This is a genomic window from Methylobacterium sp. 285MFTsu5.1 (genome assembly GCF_000383455.1).
Lineage (GTDB): Bacteria > Pseudomonadota > Alphaproteobacteria > Rhizobiales > Beijerinckiaceae > Methylobacterium.
Genome location: NZ_KB911270.1, coordinates 205298 through 224601, shown reverse-complemented (window position 1 = coordinate 224601; position 19304 = coordinate 205298). Strand labels below are relative to the sequence as shown.

Annotated in this window: 17 protein-coding genes; 6 read left to right on the top strand and 11 right to left on the bottom strand. The window is 71.7% G+C overall.

All coding sequences use genetic code 11. From position 1 onward, the window contains the following. The first annotated feature begins 145 nt into the window (after window positions 1–145). A complete protein-coding gene (gene selA, locus H288_RS0101110) occupies window positions 146–1600 on the top strand; it encodes an L-seryl-tRNA(Sec) selenium transferase (protein WP_020090751.1) in 1455 nt (484 codons plus the stop codon). A gap of 123 nt (window positions 1601–1723) precedes the next feature. Beyond that, window positions 1724–2194, top strand: coding sequence for a MarR family transcriptional regulator (locus H288_RS0101105; RefSeq protein WP_020090750.1), 471 nt, complete (start codon window positions 1724–1726; stop codon window positions 2192–2194). A gap of 21 nt (window positions 2195–2215) precedes the next feature. Here the strand turns inward: H288_RS0101105 and H288_RS0101100 are convergent, their stop codons facing one another. Next, window positions 2216–3586: a pentapeptide repeat-containing protein gene (locus H288_RS0101100; RefSeq protein WP_026604555.1), complete on the bottom strand. Its 1371-nt coding sequence runs from the start codon at window positions 3584–3586 to the stop codon at window positions 2216–2218. Window positions 3587–3631: 45 nt separating this feature from the next. Beyond that, window positions 3632–5950 carry an FdhF/YdeP family oxidoreductase gene (locus H288_RS0101095; RefSeq protein WP_026604554.1) on the bottom strand — a complete coding sequence of 773 codons (2319 nt, stop codon included), beginning with the start codon at window positions 5948–5950 and terminating at the stop codon, window positions 3632–3634. A gap of 156 nt (window positions 5951–6106) precedes the next feature. Between H288_RS0101095 and H288_RS0101090 the strand changes: the two genes are divergently transcribed. After that, window positions 6107–6280: a metallothionein gene (locus H288_RS0101090; RefSeq protein WP_020090747.1), complete on the top strand. Its 174-nt coding sequence runs from the start codon at window positions 6107–6109 to the stop codon at window positions 6278–6280. A 152-nt stretch (window positions 6281–6432) separates the two neighbouring features. On the opposite strand, the gene H288_RS0101085 is transcribed toward H288_RS0101090, so the two are convergent. Then, the gene (locus tag H288_RS0101085) at window positions 6433–6720 is read right to left on the bottom strand and encodes an MTH1187 family thiamine-binding protein (RefSeq protein WP_020090746.1); all 288 of its coding nucleotides are present in this window, start codon (window positions 6718–6720) and stop codon (window positions 6433–6435) included. A gap of 110 nt (window positions 6721–6830) precedes the next feature. Further along, window positions 6831–7733: a LysR family transcriptional regulator gene (locus H288_RS0101080; protein WP_020090745.1), complete on the bottom strand. Its 903-nt coding sequence runs from the start codon at window positions 7731–7733 to the stop codon at window positions 6831–6833. Between the two features lie 107 nt (window positions 7734–7840). Between H288_RS0101080 and kdgD the strand changes: the two genes are divergently transcribed. The 3 genes from kdgD to gudD all read left to right on the top strand — a co-directional run bounded on the left by kdgD (window position 7841) and on the right by gudD (window position 11652). Beyond that, the gene (gene kdgD, locus H288_RS0101075) at window positions 7841–8755 is read left to right on the top strand and encodes a 5-dehydro-4-deoxyglucarate dehydratase (RefSeq protein WP_020090744.1); all 915 of its coding nucleotides are present in this window, start codon (window positions 7841–7843) and stop codon (window positions 8753–8755) included. A 97-nt stretch (window positions 8756–8852) separates the two neighbouring features. After that, window positions 8853–10208, top strand: a complete 1356-nt coding sequence (locus tag H288_RS0101070) for an MFS transporter (protein WP_020090743.1) — start codon at window positions 8853–8855, stop codon at window positions 10206–10208. Between the two features lie 94 nt (window positions 10209–10302). Next, window positions 10303–11652, top strand: a complete 1350-nt coding sequence (gudD, locus tag H288_RS0101065) for a glucarate dehydratase (RefSeq protein WP_020090742.1) — start codon at window positions 10303–10305, stop codon at window positions 11650–11652. A gap of 22 nt (window positions 11653–11674) precedes the next feature. Here gudD and H288_RS0101060 read toward each other — a convergent pair whose 3' ends face one another. The 7 genes from H288_RS0101060 to H288_RS0101030 form a co-directional block, all read right to left on the bottom strand. Then, the gene (locus H288_RS0101060) at window positions 11675–13216 is read right to left on the bottom strand and encodes an amidohydrolase family protein (protein WP_020090741.1); all 1542 of its coding nucleotides are present in this window, start codon (window positions 13214–13216) and stop codon (window positions 11675–11677) included. A 26-nt stretch (window positions 13217–13242) separates the two neighbouring features. Continuing rightward, window positions 13243–14049 carry an ABC transporter ATP-binding protein gene (locus tag H288_RS0101055; protein WP_020090740.1) on the bottom strand — a complete coding sequence of 269 codons (807 nt, stop codon included), beginning with the start codon at window positions 14047–14049 and terminating at the stop codon, window positions 13243–13245. Beyond that, window positions 14039–14968: an ABC transporter permease gene (locus tag H288_RS0101050; protein WP_020090739.1), complete on the bottom strand. Its 930-nt coding sequence runs from the start codon at window positions 14966–14968 to the stop codon at window positions 14039–14041. The genes H288_RS0101055 and H288_RS0101050 overlap by 11 nt, the downstream gene beginning before the upstream one ends. Window positions 14969–14972: 4 nt before the next feature. Beyond that, window positions 14973–16025 carry an ABC transporter substrate-binding protein gene (locus tag H288_RS0101045; RefSeq protein WP_020090738.1) on the bottom strand — a complete coding sequence of 351 codons (1053 nt, stop codon included), beginning with the start codon at window positions 16023–16025 and terminating at the stop codon, window positions 14973–14975. A gap of 536 nt (window positions 16026–16561) precedes the next feature. Beyond that, window positions 16562–17455 carry an NAD(+)/NADH kinase gene (locus H288_RS0101040; protein ID WP_020090737.1) on the bottom strand — a complete coding sequence of 298 codons (894 nt, stop codon included), beginning with the start codon at window positions 17453–17455 and terminating at the stop codon, window positions 16562–16564. A gap of 11 nt (window positions 17456–17466) precedes the next feature. Continuing rightward, the gene (locus H288_RS0101035; protein ID WP_020090736.1) at window positions 17467–18453 is read right to left on the bottom strand and encodes an SPFH domain-containing protein; all 987 of its coding nucleotides are present in this window, start codon (window positions 18451–18453) and stop codon (window positions 17467–17469) included. 73 nt (window positions 18454–18526) lie between these two features. Beyond that, window positions 18527–19258 (bottom strand): NUDIX domain-containing protein, encoded by a 732-nt coding sequence (locus H288_RS0101030; RefSeq protein ID WP_020090735.1) that lies wholly within the window; start codon window positions 19256–19258, stop codon window positions 18527–18529. Between the last annotated feature and the right edge of the window lie 46 nt (window positions 19259–19304).

Genomic DNA, 19304 nt, shown 5'->3' with positions numbered 1-19304 from the left:
CCGCCCCGCGCGGGTGCGATGGACTCTCGGGCGCCGATTTCAGGATCTGCCCTTACCGTCGGGCCGGGACCGGAACAACCTGCGCGCATTATCCGCGCGTCGACGGGCTGGCTCCGTGCACCGGGATGGTTATCTCTGGCCTGCCATGAACGCGCCCGTCCCCACCCAGCAGGCCGACGACCCGGCGCCGTCCCCGCGCCGAATTCCCGCGGTGGAGCGCCTCGTCGGCGGCGCGCCGCCGGCGGAGCTCGAGACCTACGGGCGGACGGCCTTCACGGACGCGATCCGGGCGGTGCTGGCCGAGATCCGGGCCGGGGGCGGCCCCGTCCCGGACGCGGAGTCGATCCGGGCCGCGGCGTCGGCGCGGCTCGCCGCCGAGCGCCGGCCGTCGCTGCGGCCGGTCTTCAACCTGACCGGCACGGTGCTGCACACCAATCTCGGCCGCGCCCTGCTGCCCCGCTCGGCTGCGGAGGCGGTGGCCGCCGTGATGGTGCAGGCGAGCAACCTCGAGTTCGATCTCGAGACCGGCGCCCGGGGCGAGCGGGACGACCATGTCGAGGGCCTGATCTGCCGCCTGACCGGCGCCGAGGCCGCGGTGGTGGTCAACAACAACGCGGCCGCGGTGCTGCTGGTGCTGAACGCGCTCGCCATGCGCAAGGAGGTGGTGGTCTCCCGCGGCGAGCTCGTGGAGATCGGCGGCTCGTTCCGGGTGCCCGACGTGATGGTGCGGGCCGGCTGCCGCCTGCGCGAGGTCGGCACCACCAACCGCACCCACCTGCGCGACTACGCGGAGGCCCTGGGACCCCGCACCGGCCTCGTGATGAAGGTGCATCCGAGCAACTACGCCATCGCGGGCTTCACCGCGGCGGCCGATCCCGTGGCCCTCTACGCCCTCTGCCGGGAGCGCGGCGTGCCGCTGGCGGACGATCTCGGCAGCGGCAGCCTCGTCGACCTCGCGGCCTACGGGCTGCCCCCCGAGCCCACGATCCGCGCCGCCCTGGAGCGGGCCGACGTCGTCACCTTCAGCGGCGACAAGCTGCTCGGCGCGGTCCAGTGCGGCATCGTGGCCGGCCGGAAGGACCTGATCGCCCGCGTGCGAAAGAATCCGCTGAAGCGGGCCCTGCGCGTCGACAAGATGACCTACGCGGCCCTCGAGGCCGTGCTGCGGCTCTACCTGCACCCGGAGCGGCTGCGCGCGGAGCTCCCGACCCTGCGGCTCCTCACCTGCGACCGCGACAGCATCGCCGCCCAGGCCGAGCGCCTCGCCCCCGCAGTGGCGGAGCGGCTCGCCGGCCGCGCCGCGGTCACGGTCGCCGAGTGCATCAGCCAGATCGGATCCGGCGCATTGCCGGTGGAGACGCTGCCCAGCGCCGCCCTGGTCCTGGCGCCGGCCTCGGCGGGCAGCCGCGGGGCGGGCGGCCGGTGCCGGCAGCTCGCCGAGGAGTTGCGCCGGCTCCCCGTGCCGGTGATCGGCCGGATCAGCGACGAGGCCGTCCGCCTCGATCTCCGGACGCTCGAGGACGAGGCCGGCTTCCTCGACAGCCTGGCGGCGCTCCCGCCCGTCGCGGGCGGGGGACGAACACCGAGACGAACCCCATAGGGTTGTTAAGAGAACGGGCCGGACGACCGGAGCTTGCGCGCCGGTATCCCGTGTTATGGTATGGTGACGAACCCGCGGTCGCGGTCGAGAATGGCGGTGCGTGGACCGCGATGGGCAAACGATATGGCGTATATTGCCGATACGGCTGAGGCGCAGCCGGAGACGGATCCGCTGCTTCTCGATAATCAGCTCTGCTACGCGCTCTATGCTGCCGCGCATCGGATGACCAAGTCGTACCGGCCGCTGCTCGAGCGGCTCGGACTGACCTATCCGCAATATCTGGTCCTGCTGGTGCTGTGGGAACAGGACGGCGTCACGGTCTCCGAGATCGGCCGGCGCCTGCGCCTCGATTCCGGCACGCTGACACCGGTGCTCAAGCGCCTGGAGAGCGCGGGCTTCCTGCTCCGGACCCGGCGCCAGTCGGACGAGCGCGAGGTCGAGATCGCCCTGACGCCGGAGGGCGCCGCCCTGCGCGCCGACGCGGTCTCGGTCCGCGAGAGCGTGATGTGCCAGCTCGAACTCAGCGAGCCGGAGATCCGCGCCCTGCGCAAGGATCTGAGCCTCGTCATCGAGCGGCTCAGCGTGAACGACTGAGCGGCCCGGACGCGATCGGGGTCACCGCCGCAGGCGGTTGCCGAGGACGAAGCCGTACAGCCCCATCAGGATGATGCCGACGCCGCCCTCGATGCCGACCAGCAGGTTGGTGACGCGGCCGGTGGGCTTCAGGCCGATCTCGGGCGGGTTCGCGGTCATCATGTTGAGCGCGCTGTAGCTCAGGAGATCGAGGGGATTGTAGGTCGGCCCGGCCTCCGGTCCCTCCACGATGAACAGGCCGCCCGTCAGGCCGAAGAGCCCGCCGAACAGCACGATCAGCAGCGCGAAGGCGCGGGCGATGCGCGACAGGCTCTCGCCGTAATCGCACAGCCACTCGACGAAGCGGTCGGCGGTCCAGCGATAGCCGTGCCGCAGGAATCCGGACCAGTCCCGGTCGGACCAGGCGGCGCGGGCCTGCTGCCCGGCATGGAACCGGCCCATCCGGCGGCCGCGCTTGTAGGCCCAGCTCGCCGCGTCGTGGCTGCCGATGCTCTTCCAGTTCTGCTCCAGGGCGAGGTAGCTCGCCTGGGCGGCGTCGTAGGCGCCGGCCACCTCCTCGCCGACCGCGCCGCCGAGCTGCTCGACGCTCATCCGCGTGCCGTTCAGCCACGCGCCGGCGAAGCGCGCGTGCCGCAGCCGGCAGGTCGCGAGGTTGAGCCGCACGAGGTCGGTGTCGGAGAGATCCGCCCCCGAGAGATCGGCGCCGTCGAGCTTCGCGCCGGTGAAGTGCGCGCCCCGCAGCCGCGAGCCGGCGAGACTCGCCTTGGTCAGGCTGGCCTCGGCGAAATCCGCGTGGGTCAGGTTGGCGTCGGCGAGCTTGGCCTCGTCGAGCCGCGCCCCGCGGAAGACCGTGTCGTCCGCGTCCGCCCCGGAGAAATCCGCGCCCCACAGATCGGCGCCGGCGAAGTCGGTCCCGTCGAGCAGGGCGCCGGACAGGTCGGCGAAGCGCATCGCGGCCTGGCCGAACCGGGCATCCTCCAGCATCGCCCCGGCGAACTTCACCTGCCCGGCGACGATGCCGGTGAAGTCCGCCCCCGAGAGATCGGCCTCCGACAGGTCGGCCGCCTCCAGGATCGCCCCGGTGAAGCGGGTCGAGCGCCCGACCGCGCCGGACAGGCTCGCCCCGCGCAGGTTCGCGCCGGAGAGATCGGCCTCCTCCATGCGGGCGCGGGACAGGTCCGCGCCGGCGAGCGCCAGGCCGCCGGATTCGGCGTCGGTGACGAGGCCGGCCTCCGGCACATCCGCGAGGGCGCCCGGCCCGGCGCTCAGATGCGACAGGTCCGCGCCCGGCTCGCGCAGGGGCGCCCCGGCGGCGATCCGGCCGACGAGCGCGCGCAGCCGCGATTCCACCGGAGCGTCCGGTCGCGCGTCGGGAGGAGTCGCCTGTTCCATGGTCGTTCCTTGCCGGAAGGCGCGACCGGACGCCAGACGCTCCGCTCAGGGTGCGGCGGTCGCGGCCGTCACCCGCACGGTGATCGCCTTGGCGGCGGGAGTCTTGGACTGCTCGTCGTAGTGCCAGAGCGGCAGCAGGACGTTCAACTCCGGGTAGTATCCGGCGCAGTTGCCCTCGGGGATGTCGTAGGCGATCACCCGCAGCCCGCCGACGCGCCGCGTCACCTGGTCGTCCGCCTCGGTCGCCACGTCGACGCTGATCCCGTCCCTCAGCCCCAGCCGCGCGATGTCCCGGCGGTTCATGAACAGCACGTCCCGGGTGCCCTTCACCCCGCGGAAGCGGTCGTCGTAGCCGTAGACCGTGGTGTTGAACTGGTCGTTCGAGCGCAGCGTGATGAGGTCGAGCACCTCCGGACCCCGGTCGGGCAGGTCCGGATCGGCCTCCAGGCCCTCGGGGACCGCGAAATTCGCCCTGCCGGTGTCGGTCTCCCACTTGCGGTCGCGGGCGCCCAGCGGCTTCAGCAGGCCGCCCGGGTGGAACATGCGGCCGTTCAGGTCGTGGAACACGCTCGGATAGGTCGCCTCGATCGCGTCGCGCACACGGGCGTAGTCGGCGACCCAGGCATCCCAGTCGATGCGGGGATTGGGCGGCAGGGTCGCCTTGGCGATCTCCGCCACGATCCAGGGCTCGGAGCGCAGGTGCGGTCCGACCGGGTCGGCCACGCCCCGCGAGCCGTGGAACTGGGCGGTGGAGCTCTCCATCGATACGGCCTGCGGGCCGCTCGCCTGCCGGTCGATCTCGATCCGGCCGAGGCAGGGCAGGATGTAGGCGACGGCGCCGGTCACGAGGTGCGAGCGGTTGAGCTTGGTCGAGATCTGCACGGTGAGCCGCTGCCGCCGCCAGGCCGGTTCCATCCGGGCGGTGTCGGGCACGGCCCGCAGGAAGTTGCCGCCGAGCCCGATGAACGCCTTCACACGCCCGTCGAGAACGCCCTCGCAGGTCTCGACGGTGTTGAGGCCCTTCTCCCGCGGCGGCTCGAAGCCGTAGAGTTCCCGCAGCTTGTCCAGCGGCGCCAGCTCCGGCTTCTCGGTGATGCCGACGGTGCGCTGGCCCTGCACGTTCGAGTGGCCCCGCACCGGGCAGATCCCGGCTCCGGGCTTCCCGATATTGCCGCGCAGCAGCAGCAGGTTCACGAGCATCCGGACGGTCTCGGTGCCCTTGCGGTGCTGGGTCAGGCCCATCCCGTAGATGCCGATCACCGCCTTCGCGCGGGCGTAGACCTCGGCGGCGGCCTCCAGAGCAGTCCGGGTGAGGCCGGAACGCCGCTCCAGCGCGGCCCAGTCCTGACCGTCACAGAAGGCGACGAAGGTCTCGAAGCCGTGGGTGTGCTCGGCGATGAAGGCGTGGTCGAGCACCCGCGGCCGGCCGGCGGCCTCCGCGGCCCGGTCGAGGGCGATCAGCGCCTTGCACAGCCCGGTGAGCGCCGCGAGGTCGCCGCCGGCCTTCACCTGATGGTACTGCGTCGAGATCTTCGTGGACGAGCGGGTGAGCATCTCGACCGGCGATTGCGGGTCGGTGAAGCGCTCCAGCCCGCGCTCGCGCAGCGGGTTGAAGGTGATGATCTGCGCACCCCGGCGCCGCGCCTCCTGGAGCGGGTGCAGCATCCGCGGCGAGTTCGACCCGACGTTCTGGCCGAAGAAGAAGATCAGGTCGGTGGTCTCGAAATCCTCCAGCAGCACCGTGCCGACCGGCGCGCCGATCGACTGCGGCAGCGCCACCGAAGTCGGCTCGTGGCACATGTTGGAGGAGTCGGGCAGGTTGTTGTTGCCGTAGAGCCGCGCGAGCAGGGCCCACATGTAGCTCGTCTCCAGCGACGCCCGACCGGAGGCGTAGAACACCACCGACCGCGGGTCTTGCGCGCGCAGCTCCTTCAGCTCACGGCCGATCTCGGCCAGGGCCTCCGCCCAGGCGACGGGCCGGTAGCGGTCCGTCGCCGGATCGTAGCGCATCGGGTGGGTCAGGCGGCCCTGCTCCTCCAGGGCGTAGTCGCTCCAGCCGAGAAGCTCCGTCACCGTGTGCGCGGCGAAGAAGTCCGGCGTCGCGCGGCGGCGCGTCTGCTCCCAGGCCGTCGCCTTGGCGCCGTTCTCGCAATACTCGAACGCCAGCGGCTTGGCGGGCTTCGCCCAGGCGCAGGAGGTGCACATGTAGCCGTCCGGCTTGTTCTGCTTGAGCAGCATCGCCGAGCCGGTGACCGGCACGCCCTCGCGGGTCAGGATCTCGACGAGGGAGCGGGCCGAGCCCCAGCCGCCCGCAGGCCCGTCATAGGGCTCGATCCGGACGTCGTCGGTGTTCTGATCGGCCATGGCGCCCTCCACCCGGCGCAGCGAGCACCGGACCTGGGGAACGCGCGAGCGGGCGAATGGGATCACGGGCGCGTCACCGCGCCCGGAGAAGGGTTTCCTCGCCGCCGCCGCGGCTCTAACGTCGACATGCGGACTGTCCCGCCGGAGGAGGAAATCATGGCCAGCGTCGACGTCGAGATGGTGAAGTGCGCCTGCCAGGACTGCGTCTGCGTGATCCCGGTCGCCAAGGCCGTGTCGCGGGACGGCAAGGCCTATTGCTGCGACGACTGCGCGAACGGCCACAAGGATCACGCCGGCTGCGAGCACGCCGGCTGCGCCTGCCACGGCTAGGGCTTTTCCCGGTCGCGTCGCGACGGTCCGGAGGACGCGTCACCGGTCGAGCCAGCCGCGACGCGCCCCTCTCCCGCACAAGCGGGGACCTGCACCTCATTCGGCGCGGCTTCGGAGAACGACCCCGGGATGACGCGCCGCGGCGGTCGCGGTCAGGAGACCGCGGCGAGCTTGTCGGCCATCGACTGGTCCTTGTCGCGGCGCGTCGAGAAGATCAGCGTGAAGAAGGTCCGCTGGACGCCGAGCTCGGCGAGCCTCGCCTCGCACCGCTCCGCCAGCGCGCAGATCTCCGACAGCTCGCCCTCGATGTTCGTGCCGTTGGGATGCATCGTGGCGGTGAGCCCGCTCGACTCGATGATCCCCTTGAGCTCGCGGACGTAGGGCGAGACCGACGGGCCGACGCCCATCGGCACGATGCAGAGGTCGGCCGAAACTCTCATGGTGCCTGCCTGATCCGGGAGGGGCGGCCCCGGCCGGCTGCGCGACCGGAAGCGGGGCGAGCGCGCAGCCTATCGCCGGCCGCACCGACTTTCCAGGCCGGCGCCGGCGGTCACGCCTCGCCGGTCTCCAGCGCCGCCGCCCGCACCGAGGGCAGGCAGGGATTAGCGTTGTCGCTGCGCCACGCGAGCCACAGCTCCGGCCCGGTCGTGGCCGGCAGGGCGATGGGCCGGAGCCGGATGTCGGCCATGCTGTTGCCCCGGGCGCTGCCCGGCACCAGCGCGACGCCGATGCCGGCGCCGACGAGGGCCAGCATCGCGTGGACCTGGTTCACCCGCTGCACGATCCGCGGCTGCACGCCCCCCGCCTCGAACAGCCGGTCGAGCAGGTCGATGAAGTAGCGCCCGCCCCGGGGTGACCACGTCACGAAGGCCTCGCCGTCGAGGTCCCGCAGGGTCGGGGCGCGCGCCGCCGCGAGGCGGTGCCCGCGCGGGACCGCGAGCAGGAGCCGCTCGCGCGCCAGCGGCGCTGTGGCGATCGCGGATTTCGGATCCTGCAGGACCGGGGCCGGCCGCAGGATCGCGAGATCGGTGCGGTTCTCGCCCAGCGCCAGGATCTGCTCGTCCGAGACCATCTCCTCCAGCACGAGGTCGACCTCGGGCAGCGTCCGGCGGACATGGGCAACGACCTGCGGCAGCGTCCGGTAGGCCGAGGCGGCGGTGAAGCTGAGTCGCAGCACCCCGCTCTCGCCCAGGGCGGCGCGGCGCGTGATGCGCGCGGCGTTCTCGGCCGCCGCCAGCACCCGGTAGGCCTCGGCCAGGAAGGTGCGGCCCGCCGGGGTCAGGCGCACCGCCCGGGTGGTCCGCTCCAGCAGCGTCACGTCCAGCGTCTGCTCCAGCATCTGGATCTGCCGCGACAGGGGCGACTGGGTCAGGTGCAGCCGGGCCGCGGCCCGGCCGAAATGCATCTCCTCGGCGACGGCGACGAAGCTGCGGGCATGGCCGAGATCGAACATTGATGCAGGATCCGGGATAATCCAGCCAAAATCAACGTTGGACGCATTTAACGCCGGCGCCTAACCCCGGACGCGACACCGAACGGTGCGTTCCAGGGAGAGAATCGATGGCGAGCATGACCCCGGCCGAGATGGCGCGCGTGCTGGGCTCCGGCCTGCTGTCCTTCCCGGTCACGCATTTCCGCGGCGATCTCAGCTTCGACGAGACCGCCTACCGGGACAATCTCGGGCGGCTGGCCGACTACAGGGTTTCGGGCCTGTTCGCCGCCGGCGGCACCGGCGAGTTCTTCTCGCTGACGCCCGTCGAGATCGACCGCGTCCTGCGCGCCGCCGTCGAGGAGACCCGCGGCCGGACCCCGGTCATCGCCCCCGCCGGCCAGGGTACCGCCCTGGCGGTCGAGATGGCCCGGGCCGCCGAGGCCGCCGGCGCGGACGGGATCCTGCTGCTGCCGCCCTACCTCGTCGGCTCCGAGCAGGCCGGTCTCGCCGCCCATATCGAGGCGGTCTGCCGCGCGACCTCGCTCGGCGTCATCGTCTACAACCGCGCCAACGCCCAGCTCAACGAGCAGACGCTCGCCGGCCTGTGCGAGCGCTGCCCGAACCTCGTCGGCTTCAAGGACGGCGTCGGCGACGTCGAGCTGATGACCCGGGTCTACGCCGCTCTGGGCGACCGCCTGACCTATGTGGGCGGCCTGCCCACCGCCGAGACCTTCGCGCTGCCGTACCTGGAGATGGGCGTCACCACCTACTCCTCGGCGATCTTCAACTTCCTGCCCGAATGGGCGCTGTCTTTCTACGACAGCGTCCGCCGCCGGGACCGCGACGCGGTCTACCGGGAGCTGCGCGACTTCGTCCTCCCCTACATCGCGATCCGCAACCGCAAGCGCGGCTACGCGGTCTCGATCGTCAAGGCGGGCATGAGCGCCGTCGGCCGCCACGCCGGCCCGGTCCGGCCGCCGCTGACCGAACTCGACGCGGCCGAGCGCGCCGAGCTGACGGCCTTGATCGGCGACCGCCGCTGAGCCCCGCCTCGACACCCAAGACAGACCCGCCGAGCCAACGGCGGCCACGACCCGCCTCCCGGATCAACCGGGCGGCGACGAGCCTGGGAGAACGTCCATGAGTGCCAGTTCGACCGGCGCGCCGAGCACCCTGCTCGCCGCCGCCGACGCGGGTCGCCGCACCCGCGTCCGCCTGCTGATCGTCGCGATGCTGTTCGCCGCGACCACCATCAACTACGCCGACCGCGCGACCATCTCGATCGCCGGCCCCGACATGGCCAAGGAACTCGGCCTCTCGCCGGTTCAGATGGGCTACGTCTTCTCGGCCTTCGCGTGGTCCTACGTCCTCGCCCAGATCCCGGGCGGCTGGCTCCTCGACCGCTACAGCGTCAAGTGGGTCTACGCCGCCGCCGTCGCCCTCTGGTCGGCCTTCACGCTGGTCCAGGGCGCCGTCGGCTTCTTCACCGGCCTGACCGCCGTGGTGCTGCTCTTCGCCCTGCGGCTCGCCGTCGGCCTCACCGAGGCGCCGGTCTTCCCCGCCAACGCCCGGATCGTCGCCGCGTGGTTCCCGACCCGCGAGCGCGGCATGGCCTCGGCGTTCTTCAACTCGGCGCAGTACTTCGCCACGGTGCTGTTCACGCCGCTGATGGCGTGGATCGTCCACAACTTCGGCTGGCACCACGTCTTCACCAGCATGGGCCTGCTCGGCATCGCCTTCGCGGTCCTCTGGCTGCGCGTGGTCGACAGCCCGAAGAACCACCCGTCGATGAACCAGGCGGAGCGGGACTACATCGAGGCCGGCGGCGCCCTGCTCGACATGGACGGCCAGAGCCGGAGCAAGCAGGGCGATGCCGGCCGGACGCTGCGCCAGCTGCTCGCCAACCGGATGCTGCTCGGCATCTATATCGGCCAGTACTGCATCACCGTGCTGACCTACTTCTTCCTGACGTGGTTCCCGGTCTACCTCGTCAAGGAGCGCGGCCTGTCGATCCTGCAGGCCGGTTTCGCGGCGGTGCTGCCGGCGCTCTGCGGCTTCATCGGCGGCATCCTCGGGGGCGTGATCTCCGACCTGCTCCTGCGCCGCGGCTTCTCGCTGACGGCGGCCCGCAAGATCCCGATCGTCGGCGGCATGCTGCTGTCGATGAGCATCATCGGCTGCAACTACGTCCAGGCGGACGCCCTCGTGGTCGGCCTGATGGCGCTCGCCTTCTTCGGCAAGGGCATCGGCGCGCTCGGCTGGGCGGTCGTCGCCGATACCTCCCCGCGGGAGAGCGGCGGCCTCTCGGGCGGCCTGTTCAACACCTTCGGCAACACCGCCGGCATCACCACGCCGATCGCGATCGGCTACATCGTCCAGAGCACGGGCTCGTTCAACGGCGCCCTGGTCTTCGTCGGCCTGAACGCCCTGGTCGCCTGCTTCTGCTACCTCGTGGTGGTCGGCGAGATCCGCCGCGTCGAGCTCAAGGCCCACTGACCCGCACGCCGGACCGGCCCCGGCCGGTCCGGCCCCGCATCGATCCCGCCTCGCGCCCGGCGCAGACCGGCCGGGGGCCCCCGAGGAGGACGCCATGCTGAATGACAGTCGCCACGCCGCCCGCCACACGCCGACCGTGACCGCCATGACGGTGGTGCCGGTGGCCGGCCACGACAGCATGCTGCTCAACCTCTCGGGCGCGCACGGCCCGTACTTCACCCGCAACCTCGTGATCCTGACCGACTCCACCGGCGCCACCGGCCTCGGCGAGGTCCCCGGCGGCGAGGGCATCCGCAAGACCCTGGAGGATGCCCGGGACCTCGTCGTCGGGCAGCCGCTCGGCGCCTGGAACGCGGTGCTCAACGCCATGCGCACGCGCTTCGCCGACCGCGACGTCGGCGGGCGCGGCCTGCAGACCTTCGACCTGCGCATCACCATCCACGCGGTCACGGCCGTCGAATCCGCCTTCCTCGACCTGCTCGGCCAGTACCTCGACGTGCCGGTCGCGGCGCTCCTGGGCGAGGGCCAGCAGCGCGACGCCGTCGAGATGCTGGGCTACCTGTTCTACGTCGGCGACCGCACCCGCACGGATCTCGGCTACCGGGCGCCGACGGCCCGCGACGGCTGGTTCCGCCTGCGCGACGAGGAGGCGCTGACCCCGGAGGCCGTCGCCCGGCTCGCCGAGGCCGCCTACGACCAGTACGGCTTCAGCGACTTCAAGCTGAAGGGCGGCGTCCTGCGTGGCGAGGACGAGATCGCCGCCGTCACCGCGATCCACGAGCGCTTCCCCAAGGCCCGCGTGACGCTCGACCCGAACGGCGCGTGGTCCCTCGCGGAGGCGATCCGCCTCTGCAAGGGCCAGGGCCACGTCCTCGCCTACGCTGAGGACCCCTGCGGCGCCGAGGGCGGCTTCTCGGGCCGCGAGATCATGGCCGAGTTCCGTCGCGCCACCGGCCTGCCCACCGCCACCAACATGATCGCCACCGACTGGCGGCAGATGAACCACGCGATCCAGCTCGGCGCCGTCGACATCCCGCTGGCCGACCCGCATTTCTGGACGCTCGCCGGCTCGGTCCGGGTGGCCCAGCTGTGCCGCGACCACGGCCTGACCTGGGGCTCGCACTCGAACAACCACTTCGACGTGTCGCTCGCCATGTTCACCCACGTGGCCGCGGCGGCGCCCGGCAACGTCACGGCGATCGACACGCACTGGATCTGGCAGGACGGCGAGCGCCTGACCAAGGAGCCGCTGGCGATCCGCGGCGGCCTCGTGCGGGTGCCGGAGCGGCCGGGCCTCGGCATCGAGCTCGACATGTCGGCGGTGGAGGAGGCCCACGCCCTCTACCGCGATCACGGCCTCGGCGCCCGCGACGACGCGGCCGCCATGCAGTTCCTGATCCCCGGCTGGACCTTCGACAACAAGAAGCCCTGCCTGGTCCGCTGAAGCCCGGCCCGGGCTCGCGCCGTCAGACGCGCGAGCTCGGGCGGTAGAACGGCTCGTGCCGCGACGGGTCGATGTAGTCGGCGTAGAAGCGCCGCGCGTGGGGGAGCAGCGCCTTCGACAGCTGGCGCCGCTCGACCTCGTCGTCCGAGAGCGCCCGCGACAGGTCGTCGTGGAGCGCCTTCAGGGCGGCGTCGCGGTCGACCCGGGTGAAGCGGCCGTCCGCGTAGAGCACCTCGCCCTCGCACAGAACTGCGGTGACGCCGCCGGTCTTGGCTCGCTGGATCACCGCGTCGAGGAGCGGCGTCTCCGGGTCGAGATACGGGTAGGCGATCTGGTCCCAGTCGATCAGGACCATGTCGGCGCCCTTGCCGACCTCGATCGTGCCGAGGCTGTCGCCGTAGGGGGTGGTGCGGGCGCCGCCGACGGTGGCCATGCGCAGCACCTGGGCCATGCTCGGCACGTCGGCCTCGTCCATGCCGGGCACTCGGTGGGCGCGCAGCACGAGGCGCATCTCCTGCAGCATGTCGCGGTCGTCGTTGATGCCGGCCTCGTCGAGGCCGATCGCCGTGTTGATGCCCTTGGCCTCGAAGCGGTTGAGCGCCGCCACGCCGGAGCGCAGCCGGAAGTTCGAGGAACAGTTGTGGCAGATGCAGGTGCCGGTCGCGGCGACCCGGTCGATGTCGGACTCGTTGAGCCAGACGCCGTGGCCGAGCGTCAGGCGGGGTCCCAGCATGCCGAACCGGTCGAGGTACTCGACCGCGGTCCCGCCGCCGCGCTTCTCCGCGTAGGCCTTCTGGTAGGCGGTCTCGACGAGGTGCATGTGCATCGGCACGTCGTAGGATTCGGACAGGCCGGCCAGCCCCTCGAGGGCCGCGTCCGAGCACCAGTGCAGGTTGGCGGGTGCGAGCTGGATCTTGGCCCGCGCGGCTCCGGCCTGGCCGCTATGCAGGCTGCGGAACAGCGAGAAATTGTCCTCCAGGGACATCTGGAAGCGCTCGAACCAGCGCTTCATCGGGTCCTGCAGCGGCGCTGGCAGGCTCGCCACGAAGTCCATGTCGGCCTGGTAGACGAGGCGGTTCTGATCGCGGACCGCGAAGCAGTACGAGACCCGCATGCCGATGTCGCGATAGGCGCGCAGCACCTCGTTGGAGCGCGCCTCGACCTCCTCCAGGCTGCCGGGCATCCAGCCGTGGATGTGCTGGACCGTGGTGATCCCGGAGCCGACCATCTCGAAGGCCGAGTACAGGGTGTCGAGGTAGAGGTTCAGGTTGCGTGCCACCATGCGGGTGACGAACCACAGCTCCAGGGGCATGTCGGGGGAGCCGAGCTGCACTGGCGTCAGGCCGACATGGTGGTGGCCGTTGACGAAGCCCGGCAGCAGGATCTCGCGGCCGGACCCGATCACGGGTGCGTCGGGGTAGCGGGCGTGCAGGTCCGCGTAGGTGCCGACCGCGGCGATGACCCCGTCCTTCTGAAGAACCGCGCCGTCGGCGATCTCCTCCCAGCGATCGTGGTCGAGGGTGCGGGTGATCATCCGCCGGCTGCGGATCAGCGATGTGGCCATGGTCGTGTCCGTGTTGGGGGAGGGGGTCAGACGAGCGCTTCCTGCTCGGCGAAGGCCCGGTCGACCTCGTCGCGCAGGAGCTCGGTGAGGTGCCGCCGCAAGGCCTCCGCCTCGGGCGAGAACGGGTCGCGCGGGCGGGCGAGGTCGTTGCGGACGATCGTCTTGATCCGCCCGGGGCGGGCGGTGAACACCACCACCCGGTCGGCGAGCGCCACCGCCTCGTCGATGTGGTGGGTCACGAACAGCACCGAGGCGCCGCTGTCGCGCCAGACGTCGAGCAGGAAGTCCTGCATCTTCTGGCGGGTCTGGACGTCGAGCGCCGCGAAGGGCTCGTCCATCAGCAGTACCTTCGGGCGCATGGCCAGCGCCCGCGCCACCGCCACGCGCTGGCGCATGCCGCCGGACAGCTCGTCCGGCCGCTTGTCGAAGGCCTCGGCGAGGCCGACGCGCTGGAGCGCGGCCCGGGCGACGCTCCGCCGCTCGGCCTCCGGCACGCCCTTCAGCGACAGGCCGAAGCTGACGTTCTGCCAGACGCTGAGCCAGGGCAGCAGCGAGGTCTCCTGGAAGATCAGACTGCGCTCCGGCGACGGACCGGTGACCGGTTCGCCGAAGGCCAGGAGTTCGCCCCCGGAGGCGGGTTCGAGCCCGGCGATCAGGTAGAGCAGCGTGCTCTTCCCGCAGCCCGAGGGGCCGAGGAACACCACGAACTCGCCGGGCCGCACGGTGAGGTCGATGTCGCGCAGGGCCTCGTGGGCGCGGGCGGTGCCGGCCGCCCAGACCTTGGCGACGCCGCGGCACGAGACGGCGTCATGGGATGCGGGATCAGAGGCCAAGGGAGGCCCCCGCGTCGCGCGGCAGCCAGTACAGCAGCCGCCGCTGGACCAGCCGGAACAGCAGGTCGAAGGCGAAGCCGAGCAGGCCGATCAGCGTGATGGTGAAGAAGACGAGCGACGGGTTGAAGGTGTTGCGCGCCAGCATGATCACCTGGCCGAGCCCGTAGCCCACGCCGGTCGCCTCGGCGACGAGCACCACCATCCAGGCGCCGAACAGGTTGAGGCGCAGCACCGCGAGCAGCCCCGGCAGGATCGCCGGGACGATCACCCGCGCGTAGATCTGGCGCTTGGACGCCCCCATGGTCCGGGCGACGTTGATGTAGTTGCGGTTGACCCCGTCGATCTGCTGGATGGTCGAGAGCACCATCGTGAAGAACAGGGCGATGAACACCATGAAGATCGCCGGGGCGTTGCCGATCCCGAACATGAAGATCGCCACCGGCAGCCACGCGATCGGCGAGACCGGCGCCAGGAGTGTGATGGTCGGCAGGGTCAGCCGCTCGAACAGCTTGAAGTAGCGGATCGCCACCCCGACCAGGATCGACAGGGAGGCCGCCAGGGCGAGGCCCGCCAGCACCCGGCCGGTCGAGGCGAGCACGGTGATCAGCACCGCCATGGCGGGGCTGGGGCCGGTATTCATCCCGGTGCCGATCTGCCAGCGCTGCGCGGTGTTGAAGAAGCGCGCCTGCTCGGCGAGGTTGCCGAGGAAGATGTGCGGCGGCGGCAGGAGCTTGGCGTCGGCGATGCCGAGCGCCCAGAGCAGCTCCCATAGGCCGGCGAAGCAGCCGACCGAGACCAGCATCCAGCCGATCCGGCGGAGCAGGGGGACGAGCCCTTCGGGCAGCGCGAGGCGCTGACCGAGCGGGAGGCGCGGCCGGTCCTGCGGGACGGCGGCGGCGCGGGCGAGGAAGGTGGCCATCCGCTCAGGCCGACTTCAGCTTGAGCTTGCCGTAGAGGTCCGGGTTCTCGGCGATGACCTGTTCCAGCAGGGTCCAGTCGATCGCGTCGCGGCCGGGCTTCTTCTTGATGTAGCCCATCTCGGCGACGGAATCGGTCCGGTCGAGGATGAACTGCGTCTGGTTGCGGGCGTCGACCACCGAGGGCTGCCGGCCCATGGCGAGCTGGGCGTTGCTCATCGAGGTCTTGTAGTAGGAGCCGACGAGCTTGTTCAGGGCGACCTGGGGGTCGCCCTCCGCCAGCGCCTGGGCCTTCATCATGCCCTTGATCAGGGCCTTCACGGCGGCCGGGTTCTTGGCGATCAGCTCGTTGCGGACCGCCAGCACGCAGTCGGTGTAGCCCTTGCCGTAGATGTCGGTCCCGTCGGAGAGCTTCACCGCGCCCTTCACGTCGGTGAGCAGGGCCGTGCCGTAGGGCTCGATCGTCGAGATGATGTCCAGCGCCCCGGCGCGGAACGCCTCCACGGCCTCCGGGGTCGAGCCCATGTAGCGGACCGTGATGTCCTTGAAGGCGACGCCGTTCTTCTTCAGCCAGTCGTAGGGCAGCACTTCCAGCGTATCGAGCTGGAAGGTCCCGAGCGTCTTGCCCTTGAGCTTCTCCGGGCTGTCGAGGCCGGGCTGGGCCACGAGCACGCAGCCCTCGATGCCGCCGCCGGCCACGATCTTCACCGGGGCGCCCGCGTCGTAGAGGGCCATGAAGCTCGTGTAGGGCATCACGCCGGCATCGACCTGGCCCATGCCGAGGAAGGTGACTTGATCCGAGAAGGTCGGCGTGTTGACGAAGTCGATCGTCAGCCCGTCATCCTTGGCGAGCTGCATCGCCTCGGCCAGGAAGAAGTTGAGGTTGCAGAAGCCGGTGCCGTGGGTCGCGCGGATGCCGGTGGCCGCCGCGGCCGGGCCGGTCAGGCCCGGGCCCACCGCCAGGGTCAGCGCGGCGGCGGTCCCGCCGAGGAAGCGCCTGCGACTGGGCTTGAACCGCGTGAGATCCGGGACGCGATAATCGCCGTGACGGTCGCACATATCGACTCTCCTCAGAGGGCGGATCGCGCGATCCGCCGGACGGCGCGTGCCGGTGCTGAAACGGAGGGATCGGAGCTCGGGACAGGCTCAAGGCAGTCGCGGAGATCCGGTCGCCCGGCACCTCACCACATCGACGGCACGCCAACCTCTAGCCGCCGCCGGGGCGACGCTGCGCTGGTGAATACGAACCAAGAAGCGTGCCAGACGCGGGAATCTGCGGTGTTGGCGGCGCACCTCGCCCGTCGGCGCTGTCGAGGAACGGCACCGCCGTCATTGCGAGCGGAGCGAAGCAATCCAGCCGCGCCACGCCTCCCGACATGGCGCTGCCCTGGGTCACTTCGCTCCGCTCGTGATGACGGAGGTGTCGCATCGACCGGTTCGACGCCCGCGAAAGCGGCTGTCTGCCGCCGGCGTGTTCAGCCGGGCTCTTCGGTCAATGCCGGTCCCGCGCGGGCGAAGAACGCGCGGAGCGGGCCCTCGGGCAGCATCCCGAGCCTCGCGCACAGGCGGTCGTCGGGCGCCCGGTCGGCGCCGCGCTACGCGGCCACGAGGTTGAAGGTGCGGTCGGACGGCGCGAGGCTCACCCGCCGCCCCCAGTCGAAGGCGACGAAATCCTGCTCGATCCCGTCCGAGAACACCACGCCGCCCTCGTTCATCCGCGACACCACGGTGAGGGGCGATCCGGCGAACTTGCCGCCGCGGAGGTCGGTGCCGGTGGCGACGCTCGGGAACGGCTCGCGCACCCAGTAGCCGAAGGCCGCCTCCTCGATGCCCACCTCCACGGTGAGGTGCGTCGCCTCGCTGATCGAGCGCGCCCAGCCGGTCAGGCCGGTGCCCGAGGCCACGATCAGCCCGCTCGACGAGTGGTCCTCCGCCCGCGCCCCGTCGTCGATGCGGTAGCGCGCCGATTGGTGGCTGCGGTGGCCGACGAAGATCTCGTTCAGGGCGAGCAGCCGCTCGCCACCGTCGAAGGTCGCCTGCACCATGGTGCGCCGCTGAAGGGGCACGGCGCCGGCCGCGCTGGCGGGCAGGAGCGCGCGCAGGGCCTCGACCCGCGCCCGGGCCAGCACGCCGTCGTAGAGGTCGGGCGCCGGGTTGACGCCGACCACCGGCTGCCCGTCGAGGTACTTGGCGACGTTGGCCACGAGCCCGTCCTGCCCCACCGCCACGACGACGTCCTCGGGGGCGAAGAGGAAGCGGTCGAGGTCGGGGCGCCGCACCAGGGCCTGCCGCCAGTCCAGCGGCACGGCGGACCGGGCCTCGGCGAGCACGGCCTGGAATTGCGCGTGGCGCGCCTCGACCTCGGCGAGCGTCTGGCCTCGGCTCTCCAGGAAGAACCGGACCTGGCCGCGAGTCGCGTGCCGGGCGATGAGCAGCTCGTAATCCGTGTCGCGGATGACGAAGACCACGCGGGGGGTGACGGCCGGCACGGCAGACCTCCTCAGCGCGGCGCGAGCCGCGGGGACAGCGCGCCCCGGAACTCGCCGAGGACGGCCGCCAGCAGGTCGGGCGTGACGTTGACGTGCTCGATCGTCTCCAGCTTGCCGGCGAGTTCCCGGGCCGCCAGCCCGAGCAGGACGGCGGGCGGCATGTCCCGGTAGACGGCGGCGCGGCGCTGCTCCGCGTCGGCCCGGGCGCCCTCGACGAGGCGGATCCGCTCGGCCTCCGCGGCCGCCTCCAGGCCCCGCGCCTCCGCGACGCCGGCGGCGCGGTCGCGGGCGTTCTCGGCCTCCTGCGCGATCAGCACGGTCTCGCGCCGGGCCAGCTCGGTCTTCGTGGCGAGCTCGTTCTCCGCGATGGCGCGCTCCTTCTCGACCGCCAGGGCGCGCCGCGCGAAGGTCGCCTCGTCGGCCTTCTGCTGCAGGGCCTCGAAGGTCGGGGTCTGGAGGGCGCGCTCCAGCTCGCTCGTCGGCGCGAGGTTGGTGAGCCGCACAGACACCGCCGCCACGCCGATCTCGGCCAGCGCCGACGCGTCGGACAGCACCCGTTCCAGCACGGCGCGCAGCGGCTCCGGCCCGGCGTCGAGCAGGGCGCCGATCGGGCTCGCCCCGAGATACTGGAGCGCCGCCTGGCTCGCGATGCCGCCGAGGCGCGCCTCGATCCGCTCGATCGGCTCACCCTGCAGGCGCCCGGTGCGGAGGTCGATCGAGAAGTCGACCCGGCTCGCCAGCAGCTCCGGATCGACGACGTGCCAGCCGATCGTCCCCTGGACCACGACGGTCTGGAAGTCCCGGCTGCGGCCGCGGACGAAGAGCGTCATCTCGCGGTCGTCCACCGGCACCTCGCTGATGCTGGCGGTCTCGGGCCGGAACCAGAAGACCAGACCCCGCCCGCTCTGCCGGACACGACCGTTGCGGAAGCGGATGATGTGGCTGCTCGCCTCGCTCCGAAGCTGGGCGATGACACCGATGTTGCGGACCGTGGCCATGATGGGCTCCTCGAAGCGCTCTCCGCCGAAGTGGATACCGGTTCGGCTCAAGAGAGCGCGTTGAAACAAAGGCTTAGAACTGGCCTGACCTGTCGAAGCGGAAGAGTTCGGCGGGGCGGAACGCCGTCCCGGCCTCGCGGGCGCCTGTCGGCGCGATCCAGCCCCGGTCGCGCATGCGGCGCCGGAAGGCGGATTTGTTGAGGGGCACGCCGCGGATCGCCGCGTGCACGTCCTGAAGCTGCCGGAGGGTGAAGTGCTCCGGGAGCAGCGCGAAGCCGACATCCGTGTAGTCGAGCTTGCCGCGCAGCCGCTTCACGGCGAGCGCGAGGATGTCGGCGTGGTCGAAGGCGAGGGCGAGGGGCGCGCCGTCCTCCGCCTCGGCCGAGACCGGGCCGCCGGACTCGCCCGCCCAGGGCACGACCAGCACCGCCGCCGCGAGCCCGGCACCGCCCGCCAGGGCCTCGACGAAGGCCGCCTCCGGCAGCAGCGCGAGGTAGGCCACCGAGACGATCCGCATCCGCGGATCCCGATCAACGGCGCCGAAGGTGTAGAGCTGCTCGAGCCGCGCCCGCCCGATGCCGGCCTTGTCGCGCAGGACGCGCTCCGCGGCGGCGTCGAGGGTCTCGGCGATGCCCACGAACCCGCCCGGCAGGGCCCAGAGGCCCGCCTGCGGCTGCTGGCTCCGCCGCAGCAGGAGGGCGGCGAGCCGGCCCGCCCGGATCCCCAGCAGGACGAGATCGACCGCCAGGGCGGGCCGCTCGTAGGCCGCAGGATCGTAGCCTGCCAGGAACTCGGACTCGGTCATCGGTCTTTTCTGCTCAAGTTGAGCATAACTAAGACGCAGATTGCGC

Bases quoted from the DNA above. Each gene is read 5' to 3' on its own strand.
- selA (WP_020090751.1), top strand. From the start codon at position 146: ATGAACGCGCCCGTCCCCACCCAGCAGGCCGACGACCCGGCGCCGTCC.
- H288_RS0101105 (WP_020090750.1), top strand. From the start codon at position 1,724: ATGGCGTATATTGCCGATACGGCTGAGGCGCAGCCGGAGACGGATCCG.
- H288_RS0101100 (WP_026604555.1), bottom strand. From the start codon at position 3,586: ATGGAACAGGCGACTCCTCCCGACGCGCGACCGGACGCTCCGGTGGAA.
- H288_RS0101095 (WP_026604554.1), bottom strand. From the start codon at position 5,950: ATGGCCGATCAGAACACCGACGACGTCCGGATCGAGCCCTATGACGGG.
- H288_RS0101090 (WP_020090747.1), top strand. From the start codon at position 6,107: ATGGCCAGCGTCGACGTCGAGATGGTGAAGTGCGCCTGCCAGGACTGC.
- H288_RS0101085 (WP_020090746.1), bottom strand. From the start codon at position 6,720: ATGAGAGTTTCGGCCGACCTCTGCATCGTGCCGATGGGCGTCGGCCCG.
- H288_RS0101080 (WP_020090745.1), bottom strand. From the start codon at position 7,733: ATGTTCGATCTCGGCCATGCCCGCAGCTTCGTCGCCGTCGCCGAGGAG.
- kdgD (WP_020090744.1), top strand. From the start codon at position 7,841: ATGGCGAGCATGACCCCGGCCGAGATGGCGCGCGTGCTGGGCTCCGGC.
- H288_RS0101070 (WP_020090743.1), top strand. From the start codon at position 8,853: ATGAGTGCCAGTTCGACCGGCGCGCCGAGCACCCTGCTCGCCGCCGCC.
- gudD (WP_020090742.1), top strand. From the start codon at position 10,303: ATGCTGAATGACAGTCGCCACGCCGCCCGCCACACGCCGACCGTGACC.
- H288_RS0101060 (WP_020090741.1), bottom strand. From the start codon at position 13,216: ATGGCCACATCGCTGATCCGCAGCCGGCGGATGATCACCCGCACCCTC.
- H288_RS0101050 (WP_020090739.1), bottom strand. From the start codon at position 14,968: ATGGCCACCTTCCTCGCCCGCGCCGCCGCCGTCCCGCAGGACCGGCCG.
- H288_RS0101045 (WP_020090738.1), bottom strand. From the start codon at position 16,025: ATGTGCGACCGTCACGGCGATTATCGCGTCCCGGATCTCACGCGGTTC.
- H288_RS0101035 (WP_020090736.1), bottom strand. From the start codon at position 18,453: ATGGCCACGGTCCGCAACATCGGTGTCATCGCCCAGCTTCGGAGCGAG.
- H288_RS0101030 (WP_020090735.1), bottom strand. From the start codon at position 19,258: ATGACCGAGTCCGAGTTCCTGGCAGGCTACGATCCTGCGGCCTACGAG.